General features: G+C 62.3%; 20 protein-coding genes, 2 tRNA genes and 1 pseudogene. 5 read left to right on the top strand and 18 right to left on the bottom strand.

Translation table 11 applies throughout. The features are described 5' to 3' along the window. Window positions 1-38: 38 nt before the first annotated feature. A complete protein-coding gene (locus tag RAC97_RS01505) occupies window positions 39-2,336 on the bottom strand; it encodes a YgiQ family radical SAM protein (RefSeq protein WP_375098803.1) in 2,298 nt (765 codons plus the stop codon). Between the two features lie 210 nt (window positions 2,337-2,546). On the opposite strand from RAC97_RS01505, the gene RAC97_RS01500 reads away from it, so the two are divergent. Continuing rightward, on the top strand, window positions 2,547-3,512 hold the full coding sequence (locus RAC97_RS01500; RefSeq protein ID WP_375098804.1) for an RHS repeat-associated core domain-containing protein: 966 nt from the start codon (window positions 2,547-2,549) through the stop codon (window positions 3,510-3,512). A 34-nt stretch (window positions 3,513-3,546) separates the two neighbouring features. Here the strand turns inward: RAC97_RS01500 and dnaB are convergent, their stop codons facing one another. From dnaB to RAC97_RS01460, 8 genes are all read right to left on the bottom strand, one after another. After that, window positions 3,547-4,944, bottom strand: coding sequence for a replicative DNA helicase (gene dnaB, locus RAC97_RS01495; protein WP_375098805.1), 1,398 nt, complete (start codon window positions 4,942-4,944; stop codon window positions 3,547-3,549). Between the two features lie 112 nt (window positions 4,945-5,056). Then, window positions 5,057-5,503 carry a 50S ribosomal protein L9 gene (gene rplI / locus RAC97_RS01490; protein WP_375098806.1) on the bottom strand — a complete coding sequence of 149 codons (447 nt, stop codon included), beginning with the start codon at window positions 5,501-5,503 and terminating at the stop codon, window positions 5,057-5,059. A 20-nt stretch (window positions 5,504-5,523) separates the two neighbouring features. Then, window positions 5,524-6,414: a hypothetical protein gene (locus RAC97_RS01485; protein ID WP_375098807.1), complete on the bottom strand. Its 891-nt coding sequence runs from the start codon at window positions 6,412-6,414 to the stop codon at window positions 5,524-5,526. A 33-nt stretch (window positions 6,415-6,447) separates the two neighbouring features. Next, on the bottom strand, window positions 6,448-6,678 hold the full coding sequence (rpsR, locus tag RAC97_RS01480) for a 30S ribosomal protein S18 (protein WP_003249563.1): 231 nt from the start codon (window positions 6,676-6,678) through the stop codon (window positions 6,448-6,450). Between the two features lie 28 nt (window positions 6,679-6,706). Further along, window positions 6,707-7,132, bottom strand: a complete 426-nt coding sequence (gene rpsF / locus RAC97_RS01475) for a 30S ribosomal protein S6 (protein ID WP_275639813.1) — start codon at window positions 7,130-7,132, stop codon at window positions 6,707-6,709. Between the two features lie 304 nt (window positions 7,133-7,436). Further along, window positions 7,437-8,183 carry a 23S rRNA (guanosine(2251)-2'-O)-methyltransferase RlmB gene (gene rlmB / locus RAC97_RS01470; RefSeq protein ID WP_375098808.1) on the bottom strand — a complete coding sequence of 249 codons (747 nt, stop codon included), beginning with the start codon at window positions 8,181-8,183 and terminating at the stop codon, window positions 7,437-7,439. Beyond that, window positions 8,180-10,750, bottom strand: coding sequence for a ribonuclease R (gene rnr, locus RAC97_RS01465; RefSeq protein WP_375098809.1), 2,571 nt, complete (start codon window positions 10,748-10,750; stop codon window positions 8,180-8,182). The genes rlmB and rnr overlap by 4 nt, the downstream gene beginning before the upstream one ends. After that, entirely contained in the window at window positions 10,750-11,004 is a 255-nt protein-coding gene (locus RAC97_RS01460; protein WP_375098810.1) for a hypothetical protein, read from the bottom strand. The genes rnr and RAC97_RS01460 overlap by 1 nt, the downstream gene beginning before the upstream one ends. A 17-nt stretch (window positions 11,005-11,021) precedes the next feature. On the opposite strand from RAC97_RS01460, the gene RAC97_RS01455 reads away from it, so the two are divergent. The 4 genes from RAC97_RS01455 to RAC97_RS01440 all read left to right on the top strand — a co-directional run bounded on the left by RAC97_RS01455 (window position 11,022) and on the right by RAC97_RS01440 (window position 14,038). Further along, window positions 11,022-11,108, top strand: a tRNA-Leu gene (locus tag RAC97_RS01455). Between the two features lie 74 nt (window positions 11,109-11,182). Then, a tRNA-Leu gene (locus tag RAC97_RS01450) sits at window positions 11,183-11,269 on the top strand. A gap of 190 nt (window positions 11,270-11,459) precedes the next feature. Continuing rightward, the gene (locus tag RAC97_RS01445; RefSeq protein ID WP_375098811.1) at window positions 11,460-12,473 is read left to right on the top strand and encodes an extracellular solute-binding protein; all 1,014 of its coding nucleotides are present in this window, start codon (window positions 11,460-11,462) and stop codon (window positions 12,471-12,473) included. Continuing rightward, window positions 12,473-14,038 (top strand): ABC transporter permease, encoded by a 1,566-nt coding sequence (locus RAC97_RS01440; RefSeq protein ID WP_375098812.1) that lies wholly within the window; start codon window positions 12,473-12,475, stop codon window positions 14,036-14,038. The genes RAC97_RS01445 and RAC97_RS01440 overlap by 1 nt, the downstream gene beginning before the upstream one ends. 137 nt (window positions 14,039-14,175) lie before the next feature. Here RAC97_RS01440 and RAC97_RS01435 read toward each other — a convergent pair whose 3' ends face one another. The 9 genes and pseudogenes from RAC97_RS01435 to miaA form a co-directional block, all read right to left on the bottom strand. Continuing rightward, window positions 14,176-14,880 carry a methyl-accepting chemotaxis protein gene (locus tag RAC97_RS01435; RefSeq protein ID WP_379671401.1) on the bottom strand — a complete coding sequence of 235 codons (705 nt, stop codon included), beginning with the start codon at window positions 14,878-14,880 and terminating at the stop codon, window positions 14,176-14,178. A gap of 201 nt (window positions 14,881-15,081) precedes the next feature. Beyond that, window positions 15,082-15,294, bottom strand: a pseudogene (locus tag RAC97_RS01430) (methyl-accepting chemotaxis protein); the annotation flags it as partial. Window positions 15,295-16,291: 997 nt separating this feature from the next. Beyond that, on the bottom strand, window positions 16,292-17,584 hold the full coding sequence (locus RAC97_RS01425; RefSeq protein WP_375098813.1) for an adenylosuccinate synthase: 1,293 nt from the start codon (window positions 17,582-17,584) through the stop codon (window positions 16,292-16,294). A gap of 57 nt (window positions 17,585-17,641) precedes the next feature. Beyond that, window positions 17,642-18,829, bottom strand: coding sequence for an ATP phosphoribosyltransferase regulatory subunit (locus tag RAC97_RS01420; RefSeq protein ID WP_375098814.1), 1,188 nt, complete (start codon window positions 18,827-18,829; stop codon window positions 17,642-17,644). 266 nt (window positions 18,830-19,095) lie between these two features. Continuing rightward, window positions 19,096-19,965: a protease modulator HflC gene (gene hflC, locus RAC97_RS01415; RefSeq protein ID WP_375098815.1), complete on the bottom strand. Its 870-nt coding sequence runs from the start codon at window positions 19,963-19,965 to the stop codon at window positions 19,096-19,098. Beyond that, on the bottom strand, window positions 19,965-21,155 hold the full coding sequence (hflK, locus tag RAC97_RS01410) for an FtsH protease activity modulator HflK (RefSeq protein ID WP_375098816.1): 1,191 nt from the start codon (window positions 21,153-21,155) through the stop codon (window positions 19,965-19,967). The genes hflC and hflK overlap by 1 nt, the downstream gene beginning before the upstream one ends. A gap of 96 nt (window positions 21,156-21,251) precedes the next feature. Next, a complete protein-coding gene (gene hflX / locus RAC97_RS01405; protein ID WP_375098817.1) occupies window positions 21,252-22,553 on the bottom strand; it encodes a ribosome rescue GTPase HflX in 1,302 nt (433 codons plus the stop codon). 14 nt (window positions 22,554-22,567) lie between these two features. Further along, window positions 22,568-22,825 (bottom strand): RNA chaperone Hfq, encoded by a 258-nt coding sequence (gene hfq, locus RAC97_RS01400; RefSeq protein WP_375098818.1) that lies wholly within the window; start codon window positions 22,823-22,825, stop codon window positions 22,568-22,570. Window positions 22,826-22,920: 95 nt separating this feature from the next. Further along, window positions 22,921-23,892: a tRNA (adenosine(37)-N6)-dimethylallyltransferase MiaA gene (miaA, locus tag RAC97_RS01395; protein ID WP_375098819.1), complete on the bottom strand. Its 972-nt coding sequence runs from the start codon at window positions 23,890-23,892 to the stop codon at window positions 22,921-22,923.

The raw sequence follows: 23,892 nt of genomic DNA, 5'->3' as shown, positions 1-23,892 counted from the left end.
GGCTTTCCCGCTCCTACAGGCGCTATCTGAGCCTTCGGTCAGCGCGGAATCACCGGCTGACGAGGCTTCTTGCCCTTGCCACCCTTGGCGGCCTCCTTGCGCTCCTTGGCCGCCTGCTGGTTGCGGGCAAACGCCTCGGCCTTGGCCTTCTCGCGCTTGTCCCATGGCTTGCTGCCATCGCTGGCACGCGGCGGCAGGCCGCTGTGTTGGGTAAGGATCTTCTGCTCCTTGCCCACCTTGTGACTGCCGCTCGGAGTCGAGTTCTTGCGACGTGCGCTCTGGTAGCTGTCGGTCTGCGGTTGGTGCGCCGGAATCAGCTGGTGCTTGCCAGGGCCGATGAGGTCGGCACGGCCCATGCGTTCCAGCGCCTCGCGCAGCATCGGCCAGCCCTTCGGGTCGTGGTAGCGCAGGAACGCCTTGTGCAACCGGCGTTGCTCGTCGCTCTTGACGATCTCCACACCTTCGCTCTTGTAGGTGACCTTGCGCAGCGGGTTCTTGCCCGAGTGGTACATGGCCGTGGCCGAGGCCATGGGCGAGGGGTAGAACGCCTGCACCTGGTCGGCGCGGAAGCCGTTGCCCTTGAGCCACAGCGCCAGGTTCATCATGTCTTCGTCGGTGGTGCCGGGGTGCGCGGCGATGAAGTACGGGATCAGGTACTGCTCCTTGCCCGCCTCCTTCGAGTATTTCTCGAACATGCGCTTGAAGCGGTCGTAGCTGCCGATGCCCGGCTTCATCATCTTGTCCAGCGGGCCACGCTCGGTGTGCTCCGGGGCGATCTTCAGGTAGCCGCCCACATGGTGGGTGACCAGTTCCTTGACGTACTCGGGGGACTCCACAGCCAGGTCGTAGCGCAGGCCCGAGGCAATCAGGATCTTCTTCACCCCCGGCAGCGCGCGGGCCTTGCGGTACAGCTCGATCAGCGAGCTGTGGTCGGTGTTGAGGTTCTCGCAGATGCCCGGGAACACGCACGACGGCTTGCGGCAATGCTTCTCGATGTCCTGGCTCTTGCAGGCGATGCGGTACATGTTGGCGGTCGGGCCGCCGAGGTCGGAGACCACGCCGGTGAAGCCTGGCACCTTGTCACGCATTTCCTCGATCTCGCGGATGATCGAGTCGTGGGAACGGTTCTGGATGATCCGTCCTTCGTGCTCGGTGATCGAGCAGAAGGTGCAGCCGCCGAAGCAGCCACGCATGATGTTCACCGAGAAGCGAATCATCTCGTAGGCCGGGATACGCGCCTTGCCATAGGCCGGGTGTGGCACGCGCGCATAGGGCATGCCGAACACGTAGTCCATTTCCTCGGTGGTCATGGGAATGGGTGGCGGGTTGAACCACACATCCACTTCGCCATGCTTCTGCACCAAGGCGCGGGCGTTGCCGGGGTTGGTTTCCAGGTGCAGCACGCGGTTGGCATGGGCATAGAGCACCGGGTCGTTGCGCACCTTCTCGAACGAAGGCAAGCGGATCACCGACTTCTCGCGGGTCATGCGCGGGCTGTCGAGAATCTGCACCACCTTGGCTTCGTTCGGGTCTTCCACCTCGCCCTTGGCCTGCTCGATGGCGCAGGCCTGGGTGTCCTGGGTGTTGACGTAGGGGTTGATGATCTTGTCCACGCGACCGGGGCGGTCGATGCGGGTCGAGTCGATCTCGTACCAGCCTTCAGGGGTGTCGCGACGTATGAACGCGGTGCCGCGCACGTCGCTGATGCTCTCGATCGACTCGCCGTTGGACAGGCGCTGGGCCACTTCGACCACCGCACGCTCGGCGTTGCCGAACAACAGGATATCGGCACAGGCGTCGATCAGGATCGAATGGCGGACCTTGTCCTGCCAGTAGTCGTAATGCGCGATACGGCGCAGCGATGCCTCGATGCCACCAAGCACGATCGGCACGTGCTTGTACGCTTCCTTGCAGCGCTGGCTGTACACCAGGCTAGCGCGGTCAGGCCGGCTGCCCGCCAGGCCGCCGGGCGTGTAGGCATCGTCGGAGCGGATTTTCTTGTCCGCGGTGTAGCGGTTGATCATCGAGTCCATGTTGCCGGCCGCGACGCCGAAGAACAGGTTCGGCTCGCCGAGCTTCATGAAGTCGTCTTTCGACTGCCAGTTCGGCTGGGCGATGATGCCCACACGGAACCCTTGGGCCTCCAGCAGACGCCCGATGATAGCCATGCCAAACGACGGATGGTCGACGTAGGCATCGCCGGTCACGATGATGATGTCGCAGGAATCCCAGCCGAGCTGATCCATCTCTTCCCGGCTCATCGGCAGGAACGGCGCTGGCCCGAAGCATTCGGCCCAGTACTTGGGATAGTCGTAGAGTGGTTTGGCTGCGTGCATGTCAGTGACCGGTTCTGGTGTGCAGGGAAATCGCGGGCGCGGAATATAGCACAAATTTTGACCAAATCCGACTGAAACGATCACCTTTTCGCGGCTCAGACGGCCTGCACATCCATGCACCTGACAGAATTATCAGTTGCAGGTTTATAGAGAATACTTAAAGTCGCATCTCACGCCATGCTGAAAACAGCTGATTTTCCCGGAGGGAAAATGCGTTTCTTCTACGCTAACAATAAGCTAGCCACGCTATCAGCAGACGTTACAAACAGTTCAGTATTCAGAATCGACCGCATCCCCTTGGCACTAAGCCAAGAGAACTGCACATCCGTTATCGCGTCTGACCCGATGGCCTCGCCGCATTACATTTTATCGACCACGGGCCTCCTGCCAGTTGCATTCAGCCCCTATGGTGCGAGCACCGTCGATAACCTTACGATAGGTTTCAAGGGCGAACACTCACTGCTAACGCCAGCGCTTTATTTGCTCGGCAATGGCTATCGGGGATACAACCCTACACTGATGCGCTTCAACAGCCCCGACCTGGAAAGCCCTTTCGCACGAGGCGGGCCGAATAGCTACACCTTCGTCCTAAACGACCCGGTTAATAAGCTAGATCCCACCGGAAGGTTTTTTCAGCGCATCACTTCGAACGCGTCAGCAGCCATGCGCTCCGCCGCTCAACGTATTGATGGCTGGGTGCGCAGCCTTGAGCACACGAAGACCTACCAAGGAAAAATAGTTGCAGAATTCGACGGAATCGTCGCTTTCACCGGGAGCAAGCACAAACCCGGTAGGGACCCAACTCTGTACATATCCGCCCACGGTAGAGCAGGCGCCATCTCAGGAAATAGGGAGATCGGATACAGCGCCCAGAAGCTCTTTGAAAAACTAGAGACCCTGGGTCTCTCACCGCAGCAAAAACAAATGCATATACTTGCGTGCGACAGTGCCGTTCCATCGAATCTAACCGGAACATCATTCATTGAGGATTTGGCGAAACTCACCTCGGCACAAGTATCAGGTTATGACGCTACGATATTGATCACCGAAGAACGAACCCTCACTGGCACTGACACTATTTACACCGCTCAGAAAAGACACTCAGCATTTGAGCGTGGAACGACGGGCATAAAAACCAGGGCCGGCAACATTCGAAACCCGCACAAGTTGAGTTAGGGCTATCCGACGCACGGGGCGTCATTCAGGTTTGTCACTCATCATCATCAAAGTTGTACATGCCCGGCGCCAAGTTCTCGAAGCGGGTGTACTTGCCGATGAACGCCAACCGCACAAAACCGATAGGGCCGTTACGCTGCTTGCCGATGATGATTTCGGCCACGCCCTTATGCTCGGTCTCGGGGTGATACACCTCATCGCGGTAGACGAACATGATCACATCGGCGTCCTGCTCGATCGCACCGGATTCACGCAAGTCGGAGTTTACCGGGCGCTTGTTCGGGCGCTGCTCCAGGGAGCGGTTGAGCTGCGACAGGGCGATGACCGGGCAGTTGAACTCCTTGGCCAGGGCCTTGAGCGAGCGCGAGATCTCGGAAATCTCGTTGGTACGGTTGTCGCCCGCAGAGCCGGGGATCTGCATCAACTGCAAGTAGTCGACCATGATCAGCGCGATCTCGCCATGCTCACGCGCCAAGCGGCGAGTACGGGCACGCATCTCCGAGGGGCTGATGCCGGCAGTATCGTCGATGAACAGCTTGCGGTCGTTGAGCAGGTTCACCGCCGAGGTCAGGCGCGGCCAGTCATCGTCGTCCAGCTGGCCGGAACGCACCTTGGTCTGGTCGATGCGGCCCAGCGACGAGAGCATACGCATGACCAGCGATTCACCGGGCATCTCGAGGGAGAACACCAGCACTACCTTGTCGCTGCGCAGTACCGCGTTCTCCACCAGGTTCATGGCGAAGGTGGTCTTGCCCATCGACGGACGCCCCGCGACGATCACCAGGTCGGCCGGCTGCAGGCCGCTGGTCTTCTCATCCAGATCGGTGAAGCCGGTGGAAACGCCGGTAATGTCGCTGTCGGAGTTGAACAGCGTGTCGATACGGTCGATGGCCAGGGTCAACAGGTCGTTGACCCCTACCGGGCCGCCGGTCTTGGGCCGCGCCTCGGCGATCTGGAAGATCTGTCGCTCGGCATCGTCAAGGATTTCCTCGGCATTGCGGCCCTGGGGATTGAAGGCGTTATCGGCGATGTCGGTGCTGATGCTGATCAACTGGCGCAGCGTCGCACGCTCGCGAATGATCGCCGCATAGGCCTTGATGTTGGCCACCGACGGGGTGTTCTTGGCCAGCTCCGCCAGGTACGCCAAGCCACCGACCTGGGTCGACAGGCCTTCCTTTTCCAACTGCTCGTGCAGGGTGACCACGTCGAACGGCTGGTTCAGGTCGGCCAGCTTATGGATCGCACGGAAGATCAGGCGGTGGTCATGCCGGTAGAAATCGCCATCCGATACTTGGTCCAGCACCCGTTCCCAGGCGCCGTTCTCCAGCAGCAGGCCACCGAGCACGGCCTGCTCGGCCTCGATGGAGTGCGGCGGCACCTTCAGCGCAGCGGTTTGCAGGTCGAGCTGTTCGGGATGGGTGATCTCGTTCATGGCCACGAATGAATTCTGGGGGAATGAAAAAACAAAGGGCACGGCCTGCGCGAGGCAGGGCCGTGCCCGATGTTACCGGCTGGCCCGCAATGAGCCAACCGACAGCTACAGCTTAGGCTGCAACGACGACCACGCGTACAGTGGCTTCGACATCGCTGTGCAGGTGCACGGCTACGTCGTATTCGCCAACTTGACGGATGGTGCCGTTCGGCAGACGAACTTCAGCCTTGGCCACTTCAACGCCGGAGGCGGTCAGGGCGTCAGCGATGTCGTGGGTGCCGATCGAACCGAACAGCTTGCCTTCATCACCAGCGGTAGCGGTGATGGTGACTTCCAGCTCAGCCAGTTGGGCAGCGCGGCTTTCAGCCGAAGCTTTCTTCTCGGCGGCAGCCTTTTCCAGCTCGGCACGGCGCTCTTCGAACGCAGCCAGGTTGGCGGCGTTGGCAACGGTGGCCTTGCCGAATGGCAGCAGGAAGTTACGGCCGTAACCGGCTTTAACTTTAACTTTGTCGCCCAGGTTGCCCAGGTTGGCGACTTTTTCCAGCAGGATCAGTTCCATTTGGTAAAACCTCTTAACTTTTAACCTTCACCGTTCGCGGAGTCGTCACCCTTGGGTGACTTGCGACCGCGAAAATCAATCAGGCTGTCGACAACGGCCAAAACCACGAGCAACGGATAAGTCAGCTGCATGAACAGCACCAGCGTCACGTACAACCCCACCAGCCAGAACTTGGCCAGGCGTTTCTGCGCCACCAGCCCATGCATCAGGGCAAGGCCCGCGAACATGAGCGGCACGCTGCACAGCGGCGTCAGCAGTGCCAGGCCAGAACCGAGGTTCGGGCCGAACAGCATGCAGGCCAGCAACAGCAACGCCGGCATCAGAGGAATACGCACCGCCTGAAACTCGCGGCCGAAACCTCCCGGGTTGTACAACTTGGCCTGCCAGTAGCGACCCAACATCAGGGCCAGCACACTGACAGCTTGCAACAGGGCCGCGATCAGGCCGTTGAGCACCGGTACGATGAGCCCCGCCAAGTGTCCCTGTTCCTCTACCGACAACTGCTGGTAGAGGCCGCCGAGCATCTGCGGCAGGGCTTTTTCAAGCGCTCGCGCCAGAGCTTCGATCGGTTCCTGGAACACTGAACCAAGGATCACACCGTACAACAGGCCCAGGGCGATGCTGGACAACAGCACCCGGTTCCAGGAATGCCCGGTGCGCAACAGCGCAGCCAGCCCCAGCGTACCCAGCAGCACCATCAAGGTGCGCGGCTCGCCGAAAACCCACCAGGCCAACGCGGGCAAGATGCCCCAGACGATGACCGAGAGTGCGTCCTTGAAACCGTGCCGCAGGAACACCAGGCTCGCAGCGGCAGCACTCAACCAGAACAACAGCGGCAATGCCGCACAACCGGCCACCACTACAGTGGCCTGCACGCGACCGCGCATGATGAAATCAGCCAACGCTCGCATGCCTATCCCTTACTTCTTGTCGACGACCCGGTCTCAGCGGCCGTGGCTGTCGGTGTAGGGCAGCAGGGCCAGGAAGCGGGCGCGCTTGATAGCGGTGGCCAGCTGACGCTGATAACGAGCTTTGGTACCAGTGATACGGCTCGGAACGATCTTGCCGGTTTCGGATACGTAAGCTTTCAGGGTGTTGAGATCTTTGAAGTCGATCTCTTTCACGTCTTCAGCAGTGAAGCGGCAGAATTTACGACGACGGAAGAAACGTGCCATGTAATAGGCTCCTTAAAAGGTCCGTGGATTACTCGTCAGCGTTATCGCTGTTGTCGCTGTCATTGCTGTCGTCGCCATCGGCGGAGTCAGCATGCTCAGGACGCTCGCGACGCTCACGGCGCTCACTGCGGTTCTCTTCGGCCTTCAGCATCTCGGACTGGCCAGTGACGGCCTCGTCGCGACGGATGACCAGGTTACGGATTACGGCATCGTTGTAGCGGAAGTTGTCTTCCAGCTCGGCCAGGGCCTTGCCCGAGCACTCAACGTTCAGCATCACGTAGTGAGCCTTGTGAACGTTGTTGATGGCGTAGGCCAGCTGACGACGGCCCCAGTCTTCCAGGCGGTGGATCTTGCCACCATCTTCTTCGATCAGCTTGGTGTAACGCTCGACCATGCCGCCGACTTGCTCGCTCTGATCCGGGTGGACCAGGAAGATGATTTCGTAATGACGCATGAATGCTCCTTACGGGTTAGTAGTCTGCCAGCGAATCTGGTCAGACAAGGAGTGAATGACACTGTATGTCTCGCCTTGAAGGAAGGCACGTAAGCACCTGCCAACTCGGCAAGGGGCGCAATTGTAGAGAAGGCCGGGCGCACAAGCAAGGCGATTGGCGATTATTTGAACAGCCGGAAACATATCGGTGGGGAGGATGTGGAAACCGCGGTGTGTTCTTCGCGGGCAAGCCCGCGCCTACAGATTCACGCTGAACGTGGAGGAGCGGGCTTGCCCGCGAAGTACACACCGCCGTTTCGGAACCTCAACGCTTGGCCTGACGCTGGCGTACCGCCTCGAACAGGCAAACACCCGTGGCCACCGAAACGTTAAGGCTGCTGACGCTGCCCGCCATCGGCAGCTTCACCAGGAAGTCGCAATGCTTGCGGGTCAGGCGACGCATACCCTTGCCTTCGGCGCCCATGATCATCACCAGCGGGCCGGTGAGGTCCTGCTGGTAGATCTCCTGCTCGGCCTCGCCAGCGGTGCCAACCACCCAAAGGCCGCGCTGCTGCAGTTTCTCCAGGGTACGCGAAAGGTTGGTCACGGCCACCAGCGGGATCACCTCGGCGGCGCCACAGGCGACCTTGCGCACCACGCCCGTGAGGGTGGCCGACTTGTCCTTGGGAATCACCACTGCCGTAGCCCCCGCAGCATCGGCGGTACGCAGGCAGGCGCCAAGGTTGTGCGGGTCGGTGACGCCGTCGAGCACCAGGATCAGCGGTGGCGTCTCGGTGCGCTCGAGCAGTTCCTCGAGCATCGCTTCGCCCCACACCTGGCTCGGGCTGACCTCGGCCACCACGCCTTGGTGCACACCCTCGACCCAGGCATCCAGCTCACGGCGCTCGGCCTGGCCGACCGGTACGCGGTACTCCGCGGCCAGCGCCAGCAAGGACTGGAGGCGCGGCTCGCTGCGCCCTTCCGACAACCAGATCTGCTTGACCCGCTTGGGATGGTGCTGCAGCAACGCCTGCACCGCGTGCACGCCGTAGATTTTTTCCAGCTGACTCATGACTTGTTCTTGCCTTTACGTGGCGCGCCGGACTTCGACGGTCCCTTGCGATGCTTGGTCGGCTTGCCGGACGCCTTGGTGCCTTTGTCCGACTTGCCGCCAGCGTTGGCGCTACGCGCCTCGCCCATCAGCGCCTTCTTCATTTCGCGGCTCTTGCGCACCTCGGCATTGCGCTGCACGGCGTCCTTGGGGAAATACGCATCGGCGGCTTCGCTCTTGCGGCTACGCGGCTTGGGCGTGGCGCGTGCGGTTTCCGGGGCCTGCTCGGCGGCGGCGGGTGCCGAAGCGCCCTGCTGCCTGCGGCCCACCGGGGCCTTGATCGCCGCTTCGGAAAGCTCGAAGTCGATCTTGCGCTGCTCAAGGTCGACCCGCATGACCTTGACCTCGATCGAGTCGCCCAGGCGGAAACTGCGGCCCGTACGCTCGCCGGCCAGGCGATGGTGCACAGGGTCGAAGTGGTAGTAGTCGCCCGGCAGTGCACTGACGTGCACCAGGCCTTCCACGTAGATGTCGGTCAGCTCGATGAACAGGCCGAAACCGGTCACTGCGGTGATCACGCCCGGGAAGGTCTCGCCCACGCGGTCACGCATGTATTCGCACTTGAGCCAGTTGACCACGTCGCGGGTGGCTTCGTCGGCACGGCGCTCGGTCATCGAGCACTGCTCGCCCATCTGCTCGAGGGTGTTCTCGTCGTACGGGTAGATACGCGCCTTGGGAATGCTCATGGCGCCAGCACGCTTGACGTGCGGGGTTTCCACCTTGGAGCGGATGACGCTGCGAATGGCGCGGTGCACCAACAGGTCCGGGTAGCGGCGGATCGGCGAGGTGAAGTGGGTGTAGGCCTCGTAGTTCAGGCCGAAGTGGCCGTTGTTCTCGACGCTGTACACCGCCTGGCTCAGCGAGCGCAGCATGACGGTCTGGATCAGGTGGAAGTCCGGGCGCCCGGCGATGCTCGCCAGCAGCGCCTGGTAGTCCTTGGGCGATGGGTCCTTGCCCTTGTGCAGGCTCAGGCCAAGCTCGCCGAGGAAGGCACGCAGCTTTTCCAGACGCTCCGGCGGCGGGCCGTCGTGCACGCGATACAGCGCCGGCACGTTGTGTTTTTGCAGGAATTCGGCGGTGGCGACGTTGGCCGCCAGCATGCATTCCTCGATCAACTTGTGGGCGTCGTTGCGTACGGTCGGACGAATTTCGTCGATCTTGCGATCTTCGCCGAAGATGATGCGGGTTTCCTGGGTCTCGAAGTCGATAGCGCCGCGGGTGTGGCGGGCATCGACCAGCACCTTGTACAGGGCATAGAGGTGCTTGAGGTCCGGCAGCACCGCGCTGTATTCCTCGCGCAGGGCCTTGCCTTCACGGGTACGGGCGTGCTCGAGCATGCTGCTGACCTTGTTGTAGGTCAGGCGTGCGTGGGAGTGGATGACGCCTTCGTAGAACTGGTAGTCGACCATCTGGCCGGACTTGTTGATGGTCATCTCGCAGACCATCGCCAAACGGTCGACGTGCGGGTTCAGCGAGCACAGGCCGTTGGACAGCTCTTCCGGCAGCATCGGTACCACGCGCTCGGGGAAGTACACCGAGTTGCCGCGCTGCTGGGCTTCGTGATCCAGAGCCGAACCCAGGCGCACATAGCTGGAGACGTCAGCGATGGCCACGTACAGGCGCCAGCCGCCGGAGAACATGCGCAGCTTGCCCAGAGGCTCGCAGTAGACGGCGTCGTCGAAGTCGCGGGCATCTTCACCATCGATGGTGACGAAGTTCAGGTGGCGCAGGTCGATGCGCTTTTCCTTGTCCTTCTCCTCGACCTCGGAATGGAACTTGCGCGCTTCCTTGATCACATCCTTGGGCCAGACGTGCGGGATATCGTAGCTGCGCAGGGCAACGTCGATTTCCATGCCGGGCGCCATGTAGTTGCCGATCACCTCGACCACATCACCCTGAGGCTGGAAGCGCGGGGTGGGCCAGTGGGTGATCTTGATCTCGACGAACTGACCGATCTTCGCACCACCGTTGCGCCCGGCGGTCACCAGCACTTCCTGCTGGATCTTCGGGTTGTCCGGGGTGACGTAGCCGATATCGCCTTCCTCGAAGTAGCGACCGACCACGCTCTCGTGGGCGCGGGAGATGATCTCGACCAGCGAACCCTCGCGGCGGCCCCGGCGGTCGACACCCGACACGCGCGCCAAGGCGCGGTCGCCATCGAATACCAGGCGCATTTGCGCAGGGCTGAGGAACAGGTCCTCGCTGCCATCATCGGGAATGAGGAAGCCGAAACCGTCGCGATGGCCCGAGACCCGTCCGCAGATCAGGTCCAGCTTGTCTACCGGGGCATAGGTGCCGCGCCGGGTATAGATGAGCTGGCCATCACGCTCCATGGCACGCAGTCGGCGGCGCAGGGCTTCGATCTGGTCTTCCTCGAAGAGCTGGAACTCCGCTGCCAGCTCTTCGCGCGCAGCTGGCTCGCCGCGGTCGGCAAGGCGCTGCAGGATCAGCTCACGGCTAGGAATGGGGTTCTCGTATTTTTCCGCTTCGCGGGCGGCCTCGGGGTCGAGGGATTGCCAATCGGCCATCAGGAAAGGTTCACCTTGGTGTATATAGAGAAGAAGTTTGGCATAGGCGTATTGAAACCGGAAATTTCAGCCTTGGACAGCCCCGCAGGAGGCTCGTGGTGCGCAAGAAGGCTTGCGGAATCAACAAGTTGAATTTTTTGAAATTTTTTTCGATTCGGGGGTTTACAGCCCCTGGGGGCATCCGTATAGTGCGCACCACGACGACGGACACCCCCGACGTTGTAGTTGAGATGAACGATGTTGTAAAGCATCATGTGGTCTCGACGAGTGTGCCCAGGTGGCGGAATTGGTAGACGCGCTGGTTTCAGGTATCAGTGACTTAACGGTCGTGGAAGTTCGAGTCTTCTCCTGGGCACCAAAAATTTCGAGTGATAGATAGCAGAGTCATCTGTCATTCAGCAACACGATTCATGCTGTAGATGCAAAAGCTTTGCCCAGGTGGCGGAATTGGTAGACGCGCTGGTTTCAGGTATCAGTGACTTAACGGTCGTGGAAGTTCGAGTCTTCTCCTGGGCACCATATAAAAACCCACTAGCTTGCTAGTGGGTTTTTTCTTGCCTGCGATTTTTATCCCCCCTCCCCCTTGGCTCGTCTACGACACGCCTACGCCGAGAGTCCGCTCCTGAAATTTCCTTCATGCGGCCACATGAGAAACGATTTCGTTTACCATTGTTACCAAATATGTAGCCGTAAGCGAGGAAGTACCCGCATGACGATCCGCCCGAAACTGCTGATGCGCACCCTGGCCGCCGCCGTACTGGGCCTGGTGATCGGTGCACCGGCCGCCCTGGCAGACGAACCGGTCACGCTGACCCTGTACAACGGCCAGCACAAGGAAATCGGCGACGCCATCGCCAAGGCCTACGAGGCCAAGACCGGTATCCATATCAATATCCGCAAGGGCAGCAGCAACCAGCTGGCCAGCCAGATCATCGAGGAAGGCGCACGCTCCCCGGCCGACCTGATCTACACCGAAGAGTCCCCACCGCTGAACAACCTGGGCGAACTGGGCCTGCTGGCGAAGATCGACGACGCCACCGCCAACATGGTGCCCAAGGAGTACGTGGGCGCCAATGGCACCTGGATGGGCATCACCGCACGCACGCGCATCGTGGTGTTCAACCCGAAGAAGGTGGACGAAAAAGACCTGCCCACCACGGTCATGGACTTCGCCAACCCCGAGTGGGACGGGCGCGTCGGCTACGTACCCACCAGCGGCGCCTTCCAGGAACAGGCCGTGGCCATCCTGAAGATGCACGGGCGCGAAGCCACCGAAGAATGGCTGACCGGCCTCAAGGCCTTCGGCAAGACCTACACCAACAACATGGTGGCCCTCAAGGCCGTGGAAAAAGGCGAAGTGGCTGCCGTACTGGTAAACAACTACTACTGGTATGCGCTCGAGCGCGAGCGCGGCAAGCTGGACTCCAAGCTCTATTACCTGGCCGATGGCGATGCTGGCAACCTGGTCACCATCTCCGGCGCTGCCGTGGTCAAGGCCAGCAAGCACCCGAAGGAAGCCCAGGCCCTGCTCAACTGGATGGCCAGCGAAGAAGGCCAGCGCGTAATCACCCAGACTACCGCCGAGTATCCACTGCACAAGGGCATGGTTTCCGACCGCGGCCTGAAGCCATTCGAAGACCTGCGCCCACCGAAGATCTCGCCAGCGGACCTTGGCAACGCCGAGGAAGCGATCGAGCTTGAACGCGAGGTCGGCCTGCTCTGATGACTGCCGCCGTGCCCGAACCTATGCAGGTACGTTTCGTGCCGCGCCGCAAGCGCCCCTCGGTGTGGGTGGTGCTGCCCGTGCTGTTTCTGGTAGCGATGAGCCTGCTGCCTTTGGCCTACGTTGCCATCAAGGCCTGGCAGGCCGGCTGGCATGAAGCCCTGCGCCTGCTCTGGCGCCCCTTCGTCTGGGGGCTTTTGCGCAACACCCTGATGTTGATGGCCGGCGTCACGCTGGCGTGCATGGTGGTTGGCCTGGCGCTGGCCTGGCTGCTCGAACGCAGCGACCTGCCTGGCCGGCGCTTGTGGGGCGTGGTGCTGTGCCTGCCCTTCGCCGTGCCCTCGTTCATCAGCAGCTTCACCTGGGTGTCGCTGAGCTCGGACTTCGAGGGGCTGGGCGGGGCGATCCTGGTCATGGCGCTGTCCAAGTACCCCCTGGTGTTCCTGCCGGTGGCCGCCACCCTGCGCAACCTCGATACCTCCCTGGAGGAGTCTGCGCGCACCCTGGGCCATGGCCGCTGGGGCGTGTTCACCAAGGTCACCCTGCCCTTGCTGTGGCCATCGATGCTGGGCGGCGCGTTGTTGATTGCCCTGCATATGCTGGTGGAATTCGGTGCGCTGTCGATTCTCGGTCTGCAAACTTTCACCACGGCGATCTACCAGCAGTTCGAGCTGGAGTTCAGCAATGCCAACGCCGCCATGCTCTCGGCGGTGCTGCTGGCGCTGTGCCTGGCCATGCTCTGGCTGGAACTGCGGGTGCGCGGCAAAGCTCGTCATGTGCGTATCGGCCAAGGTGTGGCACGTCGTGCGCAGCCCCTGCGCCTTCGCGGCTGGAGCCTGCCGGCGCAGTTGTTCTGCGGGGGCCTTGCGGTACTCGGCAGCGGCATCCCACTGGCCATGCTGGGTTACTGGCTGAGCGTCGGTTCGTCAGCGGCGTTCCCTGTCGCAGAGATTGGCAAGGCGCTGCTCACCTCGCTGTCGGTGTCCCTGGGCGGCGCGGGTTTCTGTGTGCTATTGGCCTTGCCCATCAGCTTCCTGGTCGTGCGCTACAAGGGCCGCCTGGCGATCTGGGCGGAACGCCTGCCCTACCTGCTCCACGCCCTGCCAGGCCTGGTGATCGCACTGACCCTGGTGTTCTTCGCCCTGCACTACGTGCCGACGCTGTACCAGACCACGGCCCTGCTGATCCTGGCCTATGCCCTGCTCTTCCTGCCACTGGCCCAGGCACCGGTGCGCACGGCACTGAACAAGGCCTCACCGACCCTGGAAGAGGCAGCGCGCACCTTGGGCGCCAGCAGCTTCGCGGCGTTCTGCCGGGTGACCCTGCCGATCATCTTCCCGGCACTGGCCGCCGCCTTCGCGCTGGTGTTTCTCGATGCCATGAAGGAGCTGACCGCAACCTTGCTGCTCAGCCCGACCGGCATGACCACCCTGGCCACCGAGGTATGGGCGCACACCGCCAACGTGGAGTTCGCGGCGGCGGCGCCTTATGCGGCTTTGTTGATCGTGGTGTCGGGGTTGCCGGTGTATCTGCTGACTACGCGGATGTACCTGAACAAGGCGTGACACTGCGCTGCATGGCACGGGCTACGCTTGTGTTCGCGGGCAAGCCCACTCCTACAGGTATTGCGTTGCCCTTGAAAGCCACAGAGCACCTGTGGGCTTGCCCCGCGGTAGCTGCTCCGCGGAGCATGAGCAACGCCTCAGGCGCGGAACTGCCCAAGGCTGGCGCGCAATTGTGCCGCCAGATCGTCCAGCACCTTGCTGCTGGCCGTGGTCTGCATCACCACCTTGGCCGAACGCTCGGCCTGGGCATGGATGTTTTCTACCCTGCCACGTACTGCCTGGGCGCCATGGGCCTGCTGCTCTGCCGCACGGGTGGCCAGGCCGATGGCTGCATGCACCTGTTCGACCGCCGCCTGCACCGATTGCTGGCGGCGCTCGTTGTCGCGCAGCACCACCAAGCCTTCGCTGGCCTTGATGCCCGCCTGGCTGATGGTCGCCACCGCCTCCTTGGCGCCCTTCTGCAACGCCGCGATGTGCTCCTGGATATCGCCCGTCGAGCTCTGGGTCTTGCTGGCCAGCGCCCGCACTTCGTCCGCCACGACAGCGAAACCACGGCCGGTCTCACCGGCGCGTGCCGCCTCGATGGCTGCGTTGAGTGCCAGCAGGTTGGTCTGCTCGGCGATGCCGTGAATGACCGTCAGCACCACTTCGATCTGCTCGCTCTGCTTGGCCAGCCGCTCGATCACCTGGGAACCGGTCTGCACCTGCCCCGCCAGGTTCTCGATCAACCCGGCCAGTTGCGTGGTGGCCTGGCTGTTCTCGTCAGTGGCCTGGCGAATGTCCACCACCTGCTGCAAGGCGGCTTGCATCGCGTGGCTCTCGGCCTGGGCTTCGTCAGCCATGCTGGAGAGGTCACGCAGGCTGGCCGCCACTTCGTCGCGCTGCAACGCGGCAGCGGCATCGGCGCCAGCGTTGTGCTGGGCCATGGTGTCGATCTCGACACCGGTACGCTGGGCTACTTCGCCGGCCTCGCGAACGATGGGTTGCAACTTGTCGACGAAGCGGTTGACCGACGAAGCCATATCGCCAATCTCGTCACGGCTGTCGAGGGCCACGCGCTTGGTCAGGTCGCCTTCGCCGGCCGCCAGGTCATCGAGAGCCGCGATCAGCAGGCGCAGCTTGCTGACCACGCGACGCCCCAGCACCACAGCGACCACCAGCAGCACACCCAGGCCCACCAGCACCAGGCCAACGCCGATACGCCAGCGCAGCTCGCCCGCAGCCTCGCGCACGGTATGCGCAGTGTTTGCCTGCATGGCGGTGGCGCTGTTCTGCGCCGTCTCCAGGCGCGCGCGCAGGGCCGCACCGGTATCGGCGGAGGCCGCCCCGAGGCTCTCGCCCACCAGTTGGTCGCCACTGGCGATCAAGGTAGCGAAACGCTCGTCGAGGGCTTTGAGCTCCTGTTCTACGGAGGCGGTGGAGACGCCCATGATCACCTTGCCGATTTCCGCGCCATTGGGGCTGATGGAAGCCTCGACGAAGTACACCGCAGGGTCTTTGCGCGCAGCGTTCAGCACTTTGTCCAGGGCACGCTCGCCCTCGCCCTTCTCCATCAACGCCTGGTTGATGGGATTTTGACGGTTCAGGTAGCGCGTCAAATGTTCGCCCTGGGCGTCGTCATAGATCACGAACAGCACGTTGGGGTTGCGCTGGGCACGTCGGGCGAAGTCGGAGAGGGTCGGGACGTCGTTGTCCCAGATCGCCCTGGGCGCCACCGAGGCCAGCAGCTCGGCCATGTCGTTGGCTGAGTCCTTAAGGTTTTTCTCCAGGGTCGCGCGCAGCTGCTGCTGCTCGCTTTCCAGCCGCGCGGAAAGCCCCGCGCTCAAGCGCTGGCGAGTGCTGGCCGAAAGGCTGTCGAGGCCGGAGCGCACATCCTGACTGGCCTGATCGAGCTCGCCAGTCAATTTGCGGGTGTCGGCGCCCAGGCGCTCGCCCAGGTCCGCCTCGAGGGCGGTAACCGTGCTCCTTGTCAGCGCCACGGCGACCAGCACCTGCACCAAAAGAGCGATACCGAGTGCAACAAAAACAGGCCGCAGGAGGCGGCTTCGTAACAGAGAGAGGATGGCAGACACGTTGTAACCCCCGTGTTTCTGGCGCCATTACTTTGATGGCATCTACAGAGCATTCTTACAGCAAGGGTTGTGCCGAAAACAAGTGGATACCTGACAAGGTACAGCAGTGCTCGCACCAGAATGAAAAACGCCGCGCTCCCGTACGGAAACGCGGCGTTCGATCAGCCGTTACAAGCGCGGATCAAGCGAACGGATGGCGCAGAACGATGGTCTCGTTGCGGTCCGGGCCGGTGGAGATGATGTCGATCGGAGCACCTACCAGTTCTTCGATGCGCTTGATGTAGGCACGTGCATTGGCTGGCAGTTCTTCCAGGGTTTTCACGCCCACGGTCGACTCGCTCCAGCCTGGCATCTCTTCGTACACCGGCTCCAGGCCGATGTAGCTGTCGGCATCGGAAGGCGCGTCGATGACCGCGCCGTTCTCGTTCTTGTAGCCCACGCAGATGCTGATGGTTTCCAGGCCGTCCAACACGTCCAGCTTGGTCAGGCAGATGCCCGAGATGCTGTTGACGTCGATGGCACGACGCAGGATCACGGCATCGAACCAGCCGCAACGGCGAGCACGGCCGGTGGTGGAGCCGAACTCGTGGCCACGCTTGGCCAGGGTGGCGCCGGTTTCATCGAACAGCTCGGTCGGGAACGGGCCGGAACCTACGCGGGTGGTGTAGGCCTTGGTGATGCCGAGGATGTAGTCGAGGTACATCGGGCCAACGCCGGAGCCGGTGGAGATACCGCCGGCGGTGGTGTTGGAGCTGGTGACGTACGGGTAGGTACCGTGGTCGATGTCCAGCAGCGAGCCCTGCGCGCCTTCGAACATGATGTCCTTGCCGGCGCGGCGCAGGTTGTGCAACTCGGCAGTGACGTCGAGCATCATCGGCTTGAGCTGCTCGGCATAGGCCATGCACTCGTCCAGGGTCTGCTGGAAGTCGATGGCTGGCTCTTTGTAGTAATTCACCAGCTGGAAGTTGTGGTAGTCCAGCAGCTCGCCGAGCTTGGCAGCGAAACGCTCGCGGTGGAACAGGTCGCCCACGCGCAGGCCGCGGCGCGCGACCTTGTCTTCGTAGGCTGGGCCGATGCCACGGCCGGTGGTGCCGATCTTGGCTTCGCCACGGGCTTTCTCACGGGCCTGGTCCAGGGCCACGTGGTAGGAGAGGATCAGCGGCGCAGCCGGGCTAATGCGCAGGCGTTCGCGAACTGGCACGCCCTTCTCTTCCAGCTTGGTGATTTCGCGCATCAGGGCGTCCGGTGCAACGACGACGCCGTTACCGATCAGGCACTGTACGCCCTCACGCAGGATGCCCGATGGAATCAGGTGCAGAACGGTCTTCTCACCGTTGATGACCAAGGTGTGACCCGCGTTGTGGCCACCCTGGTAGCGCACCACGGCGGCAGCATGTTCGGTCAGCAGATCGACGATCTTGCCCTTGCCCTCATCACCCCACTGGGTGCCCAGGACGACGACATTCTTACCCATAACACTTGTCCTCATTCACGCAAACTTGGTTGCCGGCCATATGCCGACGAGAAAATCTCATTGGGTCAGCGGCAGAACCTGCCAGCGCCCGTCTTGCTGAATCAATTGACGATCACAATCCGCCTCGCGGGCAGCACTCAGCGGCTGCCCAGGCAGAGCCTGGACCACACGCTGGCCCTCGTTGCGCAACTGGCAGACCAACTGCCACAGGGCTGCGTCGCTGCTGTCGGGCGTCCAGATCCCGCCAGTCGGCAACACAACCTCCGCTCGCCCCAGTGTGACCAGGGTCTTCAAATCCGTGGAGAAGCCGGTGGCCGGACGCGCCCGGCCGAAGTCGGCACCGATATCGTCGTAGCGACCGCCCTGGGCGATCGACTGGCCGACGCCTGGCACGAAAACGGCGAACACCACACCGGTGTGGTAGTGGTAGCCGCGTAGTTCGCCCAGGTCGAAATACAACGGCAGGTCCGGGTAGCGCGCAGCCAGGCGATCGGCGATGGCCAGCAGGTCGTCCAGTGCCGCCAGCACGCTCGCCGGCGCACGACCCAGGCGTACGCGAGCCTCGTTCAGCACCTCTCGGCCACCGCACAGTTCGGTCAGGGCACGCAACATGCTGCCCAGGTCCTTCGGCAGGTCGGCGGTCAGTGCCTGCACTTCATCACTGGCCTTGCGCTGCAAGGCATCGAACAGCTGCTGCTCGACATCGCCAGAGAGCCCGGCGGCACGCGCCAGGCCTCGGTAGATACCGACATGGCCGAGATCCATGTGCACATCTGCAACGTCGGTCAGTTGCAGGGTGGCGAGCATCAGGCTGATGACTTCGACATCGCTGGTAGGGCTGGCATCGCCGTACAGCTCGGCACCCAGCTGGATCGGGCTGCGCGAGGTGGACAGTGCACGCGGCTGGGCGTGCAGCACGCTACCGGCATAGCACAGGCGGCTCGGGCCTTCGCGGCGCAGGGTGTGGGCGTCGATGCGCGCTACCTGCGGGGTGAAGTCGGCACGGAAGCCCATCAGGCGGCCGGACTGCGGGTCGACGACCTTGAAGGTACGCTGGTCCAGGTCCTGGCCAGCGCCGGTCAGCAACGATTCCAGGTACTCGATATGCGGGGTGACGACCAGTTCGTAGCCCCAACTCTGGAACAGGTCCAACACCTGGCGCCGCGCGATCTCGATGCGCGCAGCTTCAGGTGGCAGTACTTCCTCGATGCCATCTGGCAGAAGCCAGCGGTCTACCGTTGCCATTAAGCCTTTTCCCCTCTGGTCCGGGCGGCCTGCCTGGGGCGAGCCGTCTGTAAAGCAGGCATTGGCACACAACAACAGGCAGCACCGATCCCAGCGCCACCGCCGTGCCAACACCCTCGAAATACGCTGCGCTGCGCTGCTGATCTTGCCAATCAACCTTGCAGACGCAAAAAAGCCGGGAATTTCCCGGCTGACTCATCATACACCCGTTTTCGTTCGGGATGCACCCCGCCGGACACTTTAGCTGCCCGGCGGGGTATTTCCTGTTACGGCTTGCTCTTGTCGAGGAAGCGGAAGAACTCGTTCTTCGGATCCAGGACCAGCACGTCGCTCTTGCTGGCGAAGCTCTCGCGGTACGCCTGCAGGCTGCGGTAGAACGTGTAGAAATCCGCATCCTGGCCGAAGGCCTTGGCGTAGATGGAAGCTGCCTCGGCATCACCATCACCGCGGGTTTCCTCAGCTTCACGATAGGCTTCTGCCAACAGTACGCGGCGCTGGCGGTCGGCATCGGCACGGATACCTTCGGCAAGCTCGTTACCCTTGGCGCGGTGCTCGCGGGCCTCACGCTCACGCTCGGTGCTCATGCGATCGAACACGCTGCGGTTGACTTCCTTCGGCAGATCGATGGTCTTGACGCGGACGTCGATAACCTCGATACCCAGCTCGGCGGTCGCCATGCGGTTGAGCGAAGCGGTGATTTCAGCCATCAGTGCGTCACGTTCACCGGAAACCACTTCGTGCAAGGTACGCTTACCGAACTGGTCACGCAGGCCGCTTTCCAGACGACGGGAAAGACGCTCGTCGGCGATCTGCTTCATACCCGATGTCGCGGTATAGAAGCGCTCGGCGTCCTTCACCCGCCACTTGGCGTACGCATCGACCATTACCGCTTTCTTCTCGAGGGTGAGGAAGCGCTGGGTCGGGGCATCCAGGGTCATCAGGCGGGCATCGAACTTGCGCACCTGGTTGACGTAGGGAACCTTCACATGCAGGCCTGGCTGGACATCCGCCTGGACCACACGGCCGAATTGCAGCAATACCGCACGCTCGGTCTGCGACACGATGTAGAAGCAGTTGAAGGCCACGACGGCCAGCACCACAGCGGCGATCAGGGCGATCAGCGATTTATTGCTCATCAGCGGCTCTCCCTAGAACGCAGCGGCTGTTGTTGCGGTTGCAGGTCCTGGACCGCGCGAGCGGCGGCGTCGTTGACCGACGGCGACACACTGCTGCCCGATACTGCGCTGTTGCGGCTGCCTTCGACCATCTTGTCCAGTGGCAGGTAGAGCAGGTTGTTCTGCCCGTCCTTGGTCGCCACCATGACCTTGCTGGTGTTGCTGTACACCTCCTGCATGGTCTCCAGGTACAGACGCTGACGAGTGACGTCAGGTGCCTTGCGGTACTCGGCGACCAGCTTGGTGAAGCGGTCGGCCTCACCCTTGGCGCGGGCGATCACTTCATCGCGGTAGCCGTTGGCGTCCTCGATGATACGCTGGGCCTGACCACGGGCTTCCGGTACCACGCCGTTGGCGTAGGACTCGGCCTGGTTGCGGGCACGCTGCTCGTCTTCACGGGCACGAATCACGTCGTCGAAGGCTTCCTGCACTTCACGCGGGGCTGCCGCGCTCTGCACGTTGACCTGGGTAACGGTGATGCCGGTACGGTAGGTGTCGAGGAAGCGCTGCAGGCGCTCGCGGATATCCACGGCCATCTGCTCACGGCCTTCGGTCAGGACCTGGTCCATGGAGGTGGAGCCCACGACATGGCGCAAGGCGCTGTCGGTGGCGTGCTGCAGGCTGACTTCCGGCTGGTCGACGTTGAGCACGAAGTCCTGCAGGTTGCTGATCCTGTACTGCACGGTCAGCGGCACCTCGACGATGTTCTCGTCCTCGGTGAGCATCTGGCCCTGCTTGGTGTACGCACGCTCACGCGTGACGTTTTCCATGTACTTGCGGTCGATCGGCGGGAAGTAGATGTTCAGGCCCGGGCCGACGGTCTCGTAGTACTTGCCGAAGCGCAGCACCACGGCCTGCTCCTGCTCGTCCACCACGTAAACGGCGCTGTACAGCCAGATGGCCGCGAGAACGGCCAGCCCGATGCCCAGCAGGCCGAAGCCAGCCCCCTTGCCGATGTTGCGGTCACCACCGCCACCACCGCGTTTCTTGCCGCTGCCGAACATGCCGTTCAGGCTGTCCTGCAGCTTGCGGAAGGCCTCGTCGAGATCCGGTGGCCCTTTCTTGTCGCCACCGCCACCGTTGCCGCCGCCACGACGGCCGCCCCAGGGATCCTGATTGTTCGAGTTGCCACCCGGCTCGTTCCAAGCCATAGCGCTCTCCATCTGATAAAGCAAAGACGCGCCCACGGCGCGCCGTCCAATGCTACAGAATGCCTGTCACGGTCGCCCGGCGACCTCGCTGGGCATTTATTGCAAAGTGTGTTGCTCGATGAACCCTTGCGGCTCAAGCCCTTCGCGACTGACCAGGCGATTCAACTCGACCCTGGGCAGACGCACGCTCAACAGGCTGCTGCCTTGCTCATCGTGCTCTTCGCCTTGCACAGCGCCGAGCTCGAAGAATTGCGCGCGCAGGCGGGCAAATCGCTGTTCAAGGCGCAGGGTTCCGACAAACAGATCATCCCCCAGCAATTCGGCAATCGCCTGGCCAACCAGCTCCAGGCCACGCCCATCACGTGCCGATACCCAGACCCGCTGCGGCTTGCCATCGGCATCGCGCTGGATCTGCGGCTCGACATCTTCGAGCAGGTCGAGTTTGTTATAGACCTCGAGGATCGGCAAGCCTTCGGCACCGATCTCACCCAGAACCGCAAGCACCTGCTCGATCTGCTCCATGCGCTCAGGCTCATGGGCGTCGATCACGTGCAGCAGCAGGTCGGAGTTGCTCGACTCCTCGAGCGTAGCCCGAAAAGCCTCGACCAGCTTGTGCGGCAGGTGACGAATGAAGCCCACGGTGTCGGCAAGCACGATTGGCCCCAGGTCGCTCAGTTCGAGCCGGCGCAGGGTCGGGTCAAGGGTGGCGAACAACTGGTCAGCGGCGTAGACCTCGGATTGGGTCAAGGCATTGAACAGTGTGGATTTGCCGGCGTTGGTGTAACCCACCAGCGATACCGAGGGAATGTCCGCGCGCTTGCGGCCACGGCGGGCCTGCTCACGCTGGCTGCGGACCTTTTCCAGGCGCGCCTTGATCTGGCGCAGGCGCACCCGCAGCAGGCGGCGGTCGGTTTCCAACTGGGTCTCGCCCGGACCACGCAGGCCGATACCGCCTTTCTGGCGCTCAAGGTGGGTCCAGCCACGCACCAGGCGTGTGCTCATGTGCTCAAGCTGGGCAAGTTCCACCTGCAGCTTGCCTTCATGGGTACGTGCGCGCTGGGCGAAGATATCGAGGATAAGGCCGGTGCGGTCAAGCACGCGACACTCGAAGACACGCTCGAGGTTACGTTCCTGACTGGGGGTGAGGGTGTGATTGAAGATCACCAGGTCGGCTTCCTGGGTCTTCACAAGGTCGCGCAGTTCCTCGACCTTGCCGCTGCCGATCAGGTACTTGGCCGTAGGCTGGTGCCGCGACACCGTACTCAGCGAGACGATGTCTGCCCCGGCCGACAGTGCCAGCTCCTGAAACTCCTGCGGATCTTCGCGCGCCTCAGGGTTCTGACCTTCCAAGTGAACGAGCAAGGCCCGTTCACCACCACCGTGGCGCTCAAAGAACAATGCGGGCTCCTAACTCAGGCGTTGCCTGGCTCGCTGTCGCCACTATCGGACTCGGACATCTGCAGGCGGATAGGACGGGAAGGTACAACGGTCGAGATCGCGTGCTTGTAGACCATCTGGCTGACGGTGTTCTTCAGCAACACGACGAACTGGTCGAACGACTCGATCTGGCCCTGCAACTTGATCCCGTTGACCAGGTAGATCGAAACCGGGACTCTTTCTTTTCTCAAAGCGTTCAAGTAAGGGTCTTGTAGCGAATGCCCTTTTGACATATGCCGCACTCCTGTAAGGATCAATAGTAGAAAAACAATAAAAATCGATAAATTTCGCCGCCCATCCGCAAGGATAGACGGCTAAAAGCAGGGACTCAGCTCAATATGGAGATGGCCCCAAGGTATTTCAAGGTGCGAGACAGATTGTCGCAGGCCAGGCTGTCAAGCCAGTGCACGCCGGACCAGCCACGCAACCAGGTGAACTGCCGCTTGGCCAGCTGACGCGTCGCGATGATACCGCGTTCGCGCATGGCGTCTGCGGTCAGCTTGCCGTCCAGATAGTCCCAGACCTGTCGATACCCCACTGCCCGTATAGACGGCAGCCCCGCGTGCAAGTCACTTCTGGCGCGCAAAGTTCGGACCTCGTCGACGAAGCCCTGTTCCAACATTTGTGAAAATCGTAACGCAATTCGATCATGCAAAATGTGACGATCTGTAGGAGCAATCGCCAAACTCGCGACAGTATAGGGTAAATGCCCGCCCGCGCCTGTGTCTGAATCGCTACTTTCCGCGAATTGACGTTGACGATGCGCCGTCATGCTCTGGCCACTGACCCGGTAAACCTCCAGTGCCCTGATCAAGCGCTGCGGATCGTTCGGGTGAATGCGCGCTGCCGACTCAGGGTCTACCTCGGCCAGTTGCCGGTGCAACTCGGCCAGCCCCAGCTCGCGGGCCTGGGCCTCGAGCTCGGCGCGAACGCTCGCATCGGCCGCAGGCATGTCGGCCAGGCCGTCGACCAAAGCCTTGTAGTAGAGCATGGTGCCGCCCACCAACAGCGGGATCTTGCCGCGCGCGGTGATCTCGGCCATCGCCGCCAGCGCATCGCTGCAGAACTGCGCGGCCGAATAGCTTTGCGCCGGGTCGAGGATATCGACCAGCCGATGCGGATAGGCGGCCAGGGTTTCCTTCGAGGGCTTGGCAGTGCCGATGTCCATGCCGCGATAGACCAGCGCCGAGTCGACGCTGACCAACTCACAAGGCAAGGCCTTGGTTAGCTCGATGGCCAGGTCGGTCTTGCCGGCTGCCGTCGGGCCCATGAGAAATATTGCCGGGGGCTTGCCACTCAT

Origin of the sequence: Pseudomonas sp. LS_2, from assembly GCF_042709235.1 — a bacterium.
Lineage (GTDB): Bacteria > Pseudomonadota > Gammaproteobacteria > Pseudomonadales > Pseudomonadaceae > Aquipseudomonas.
The sequence above is the reverse complement of the archived record's forward strand: the minus strand, read 5'-3'. Positions and strand labels throughout refer to the sequence as shown.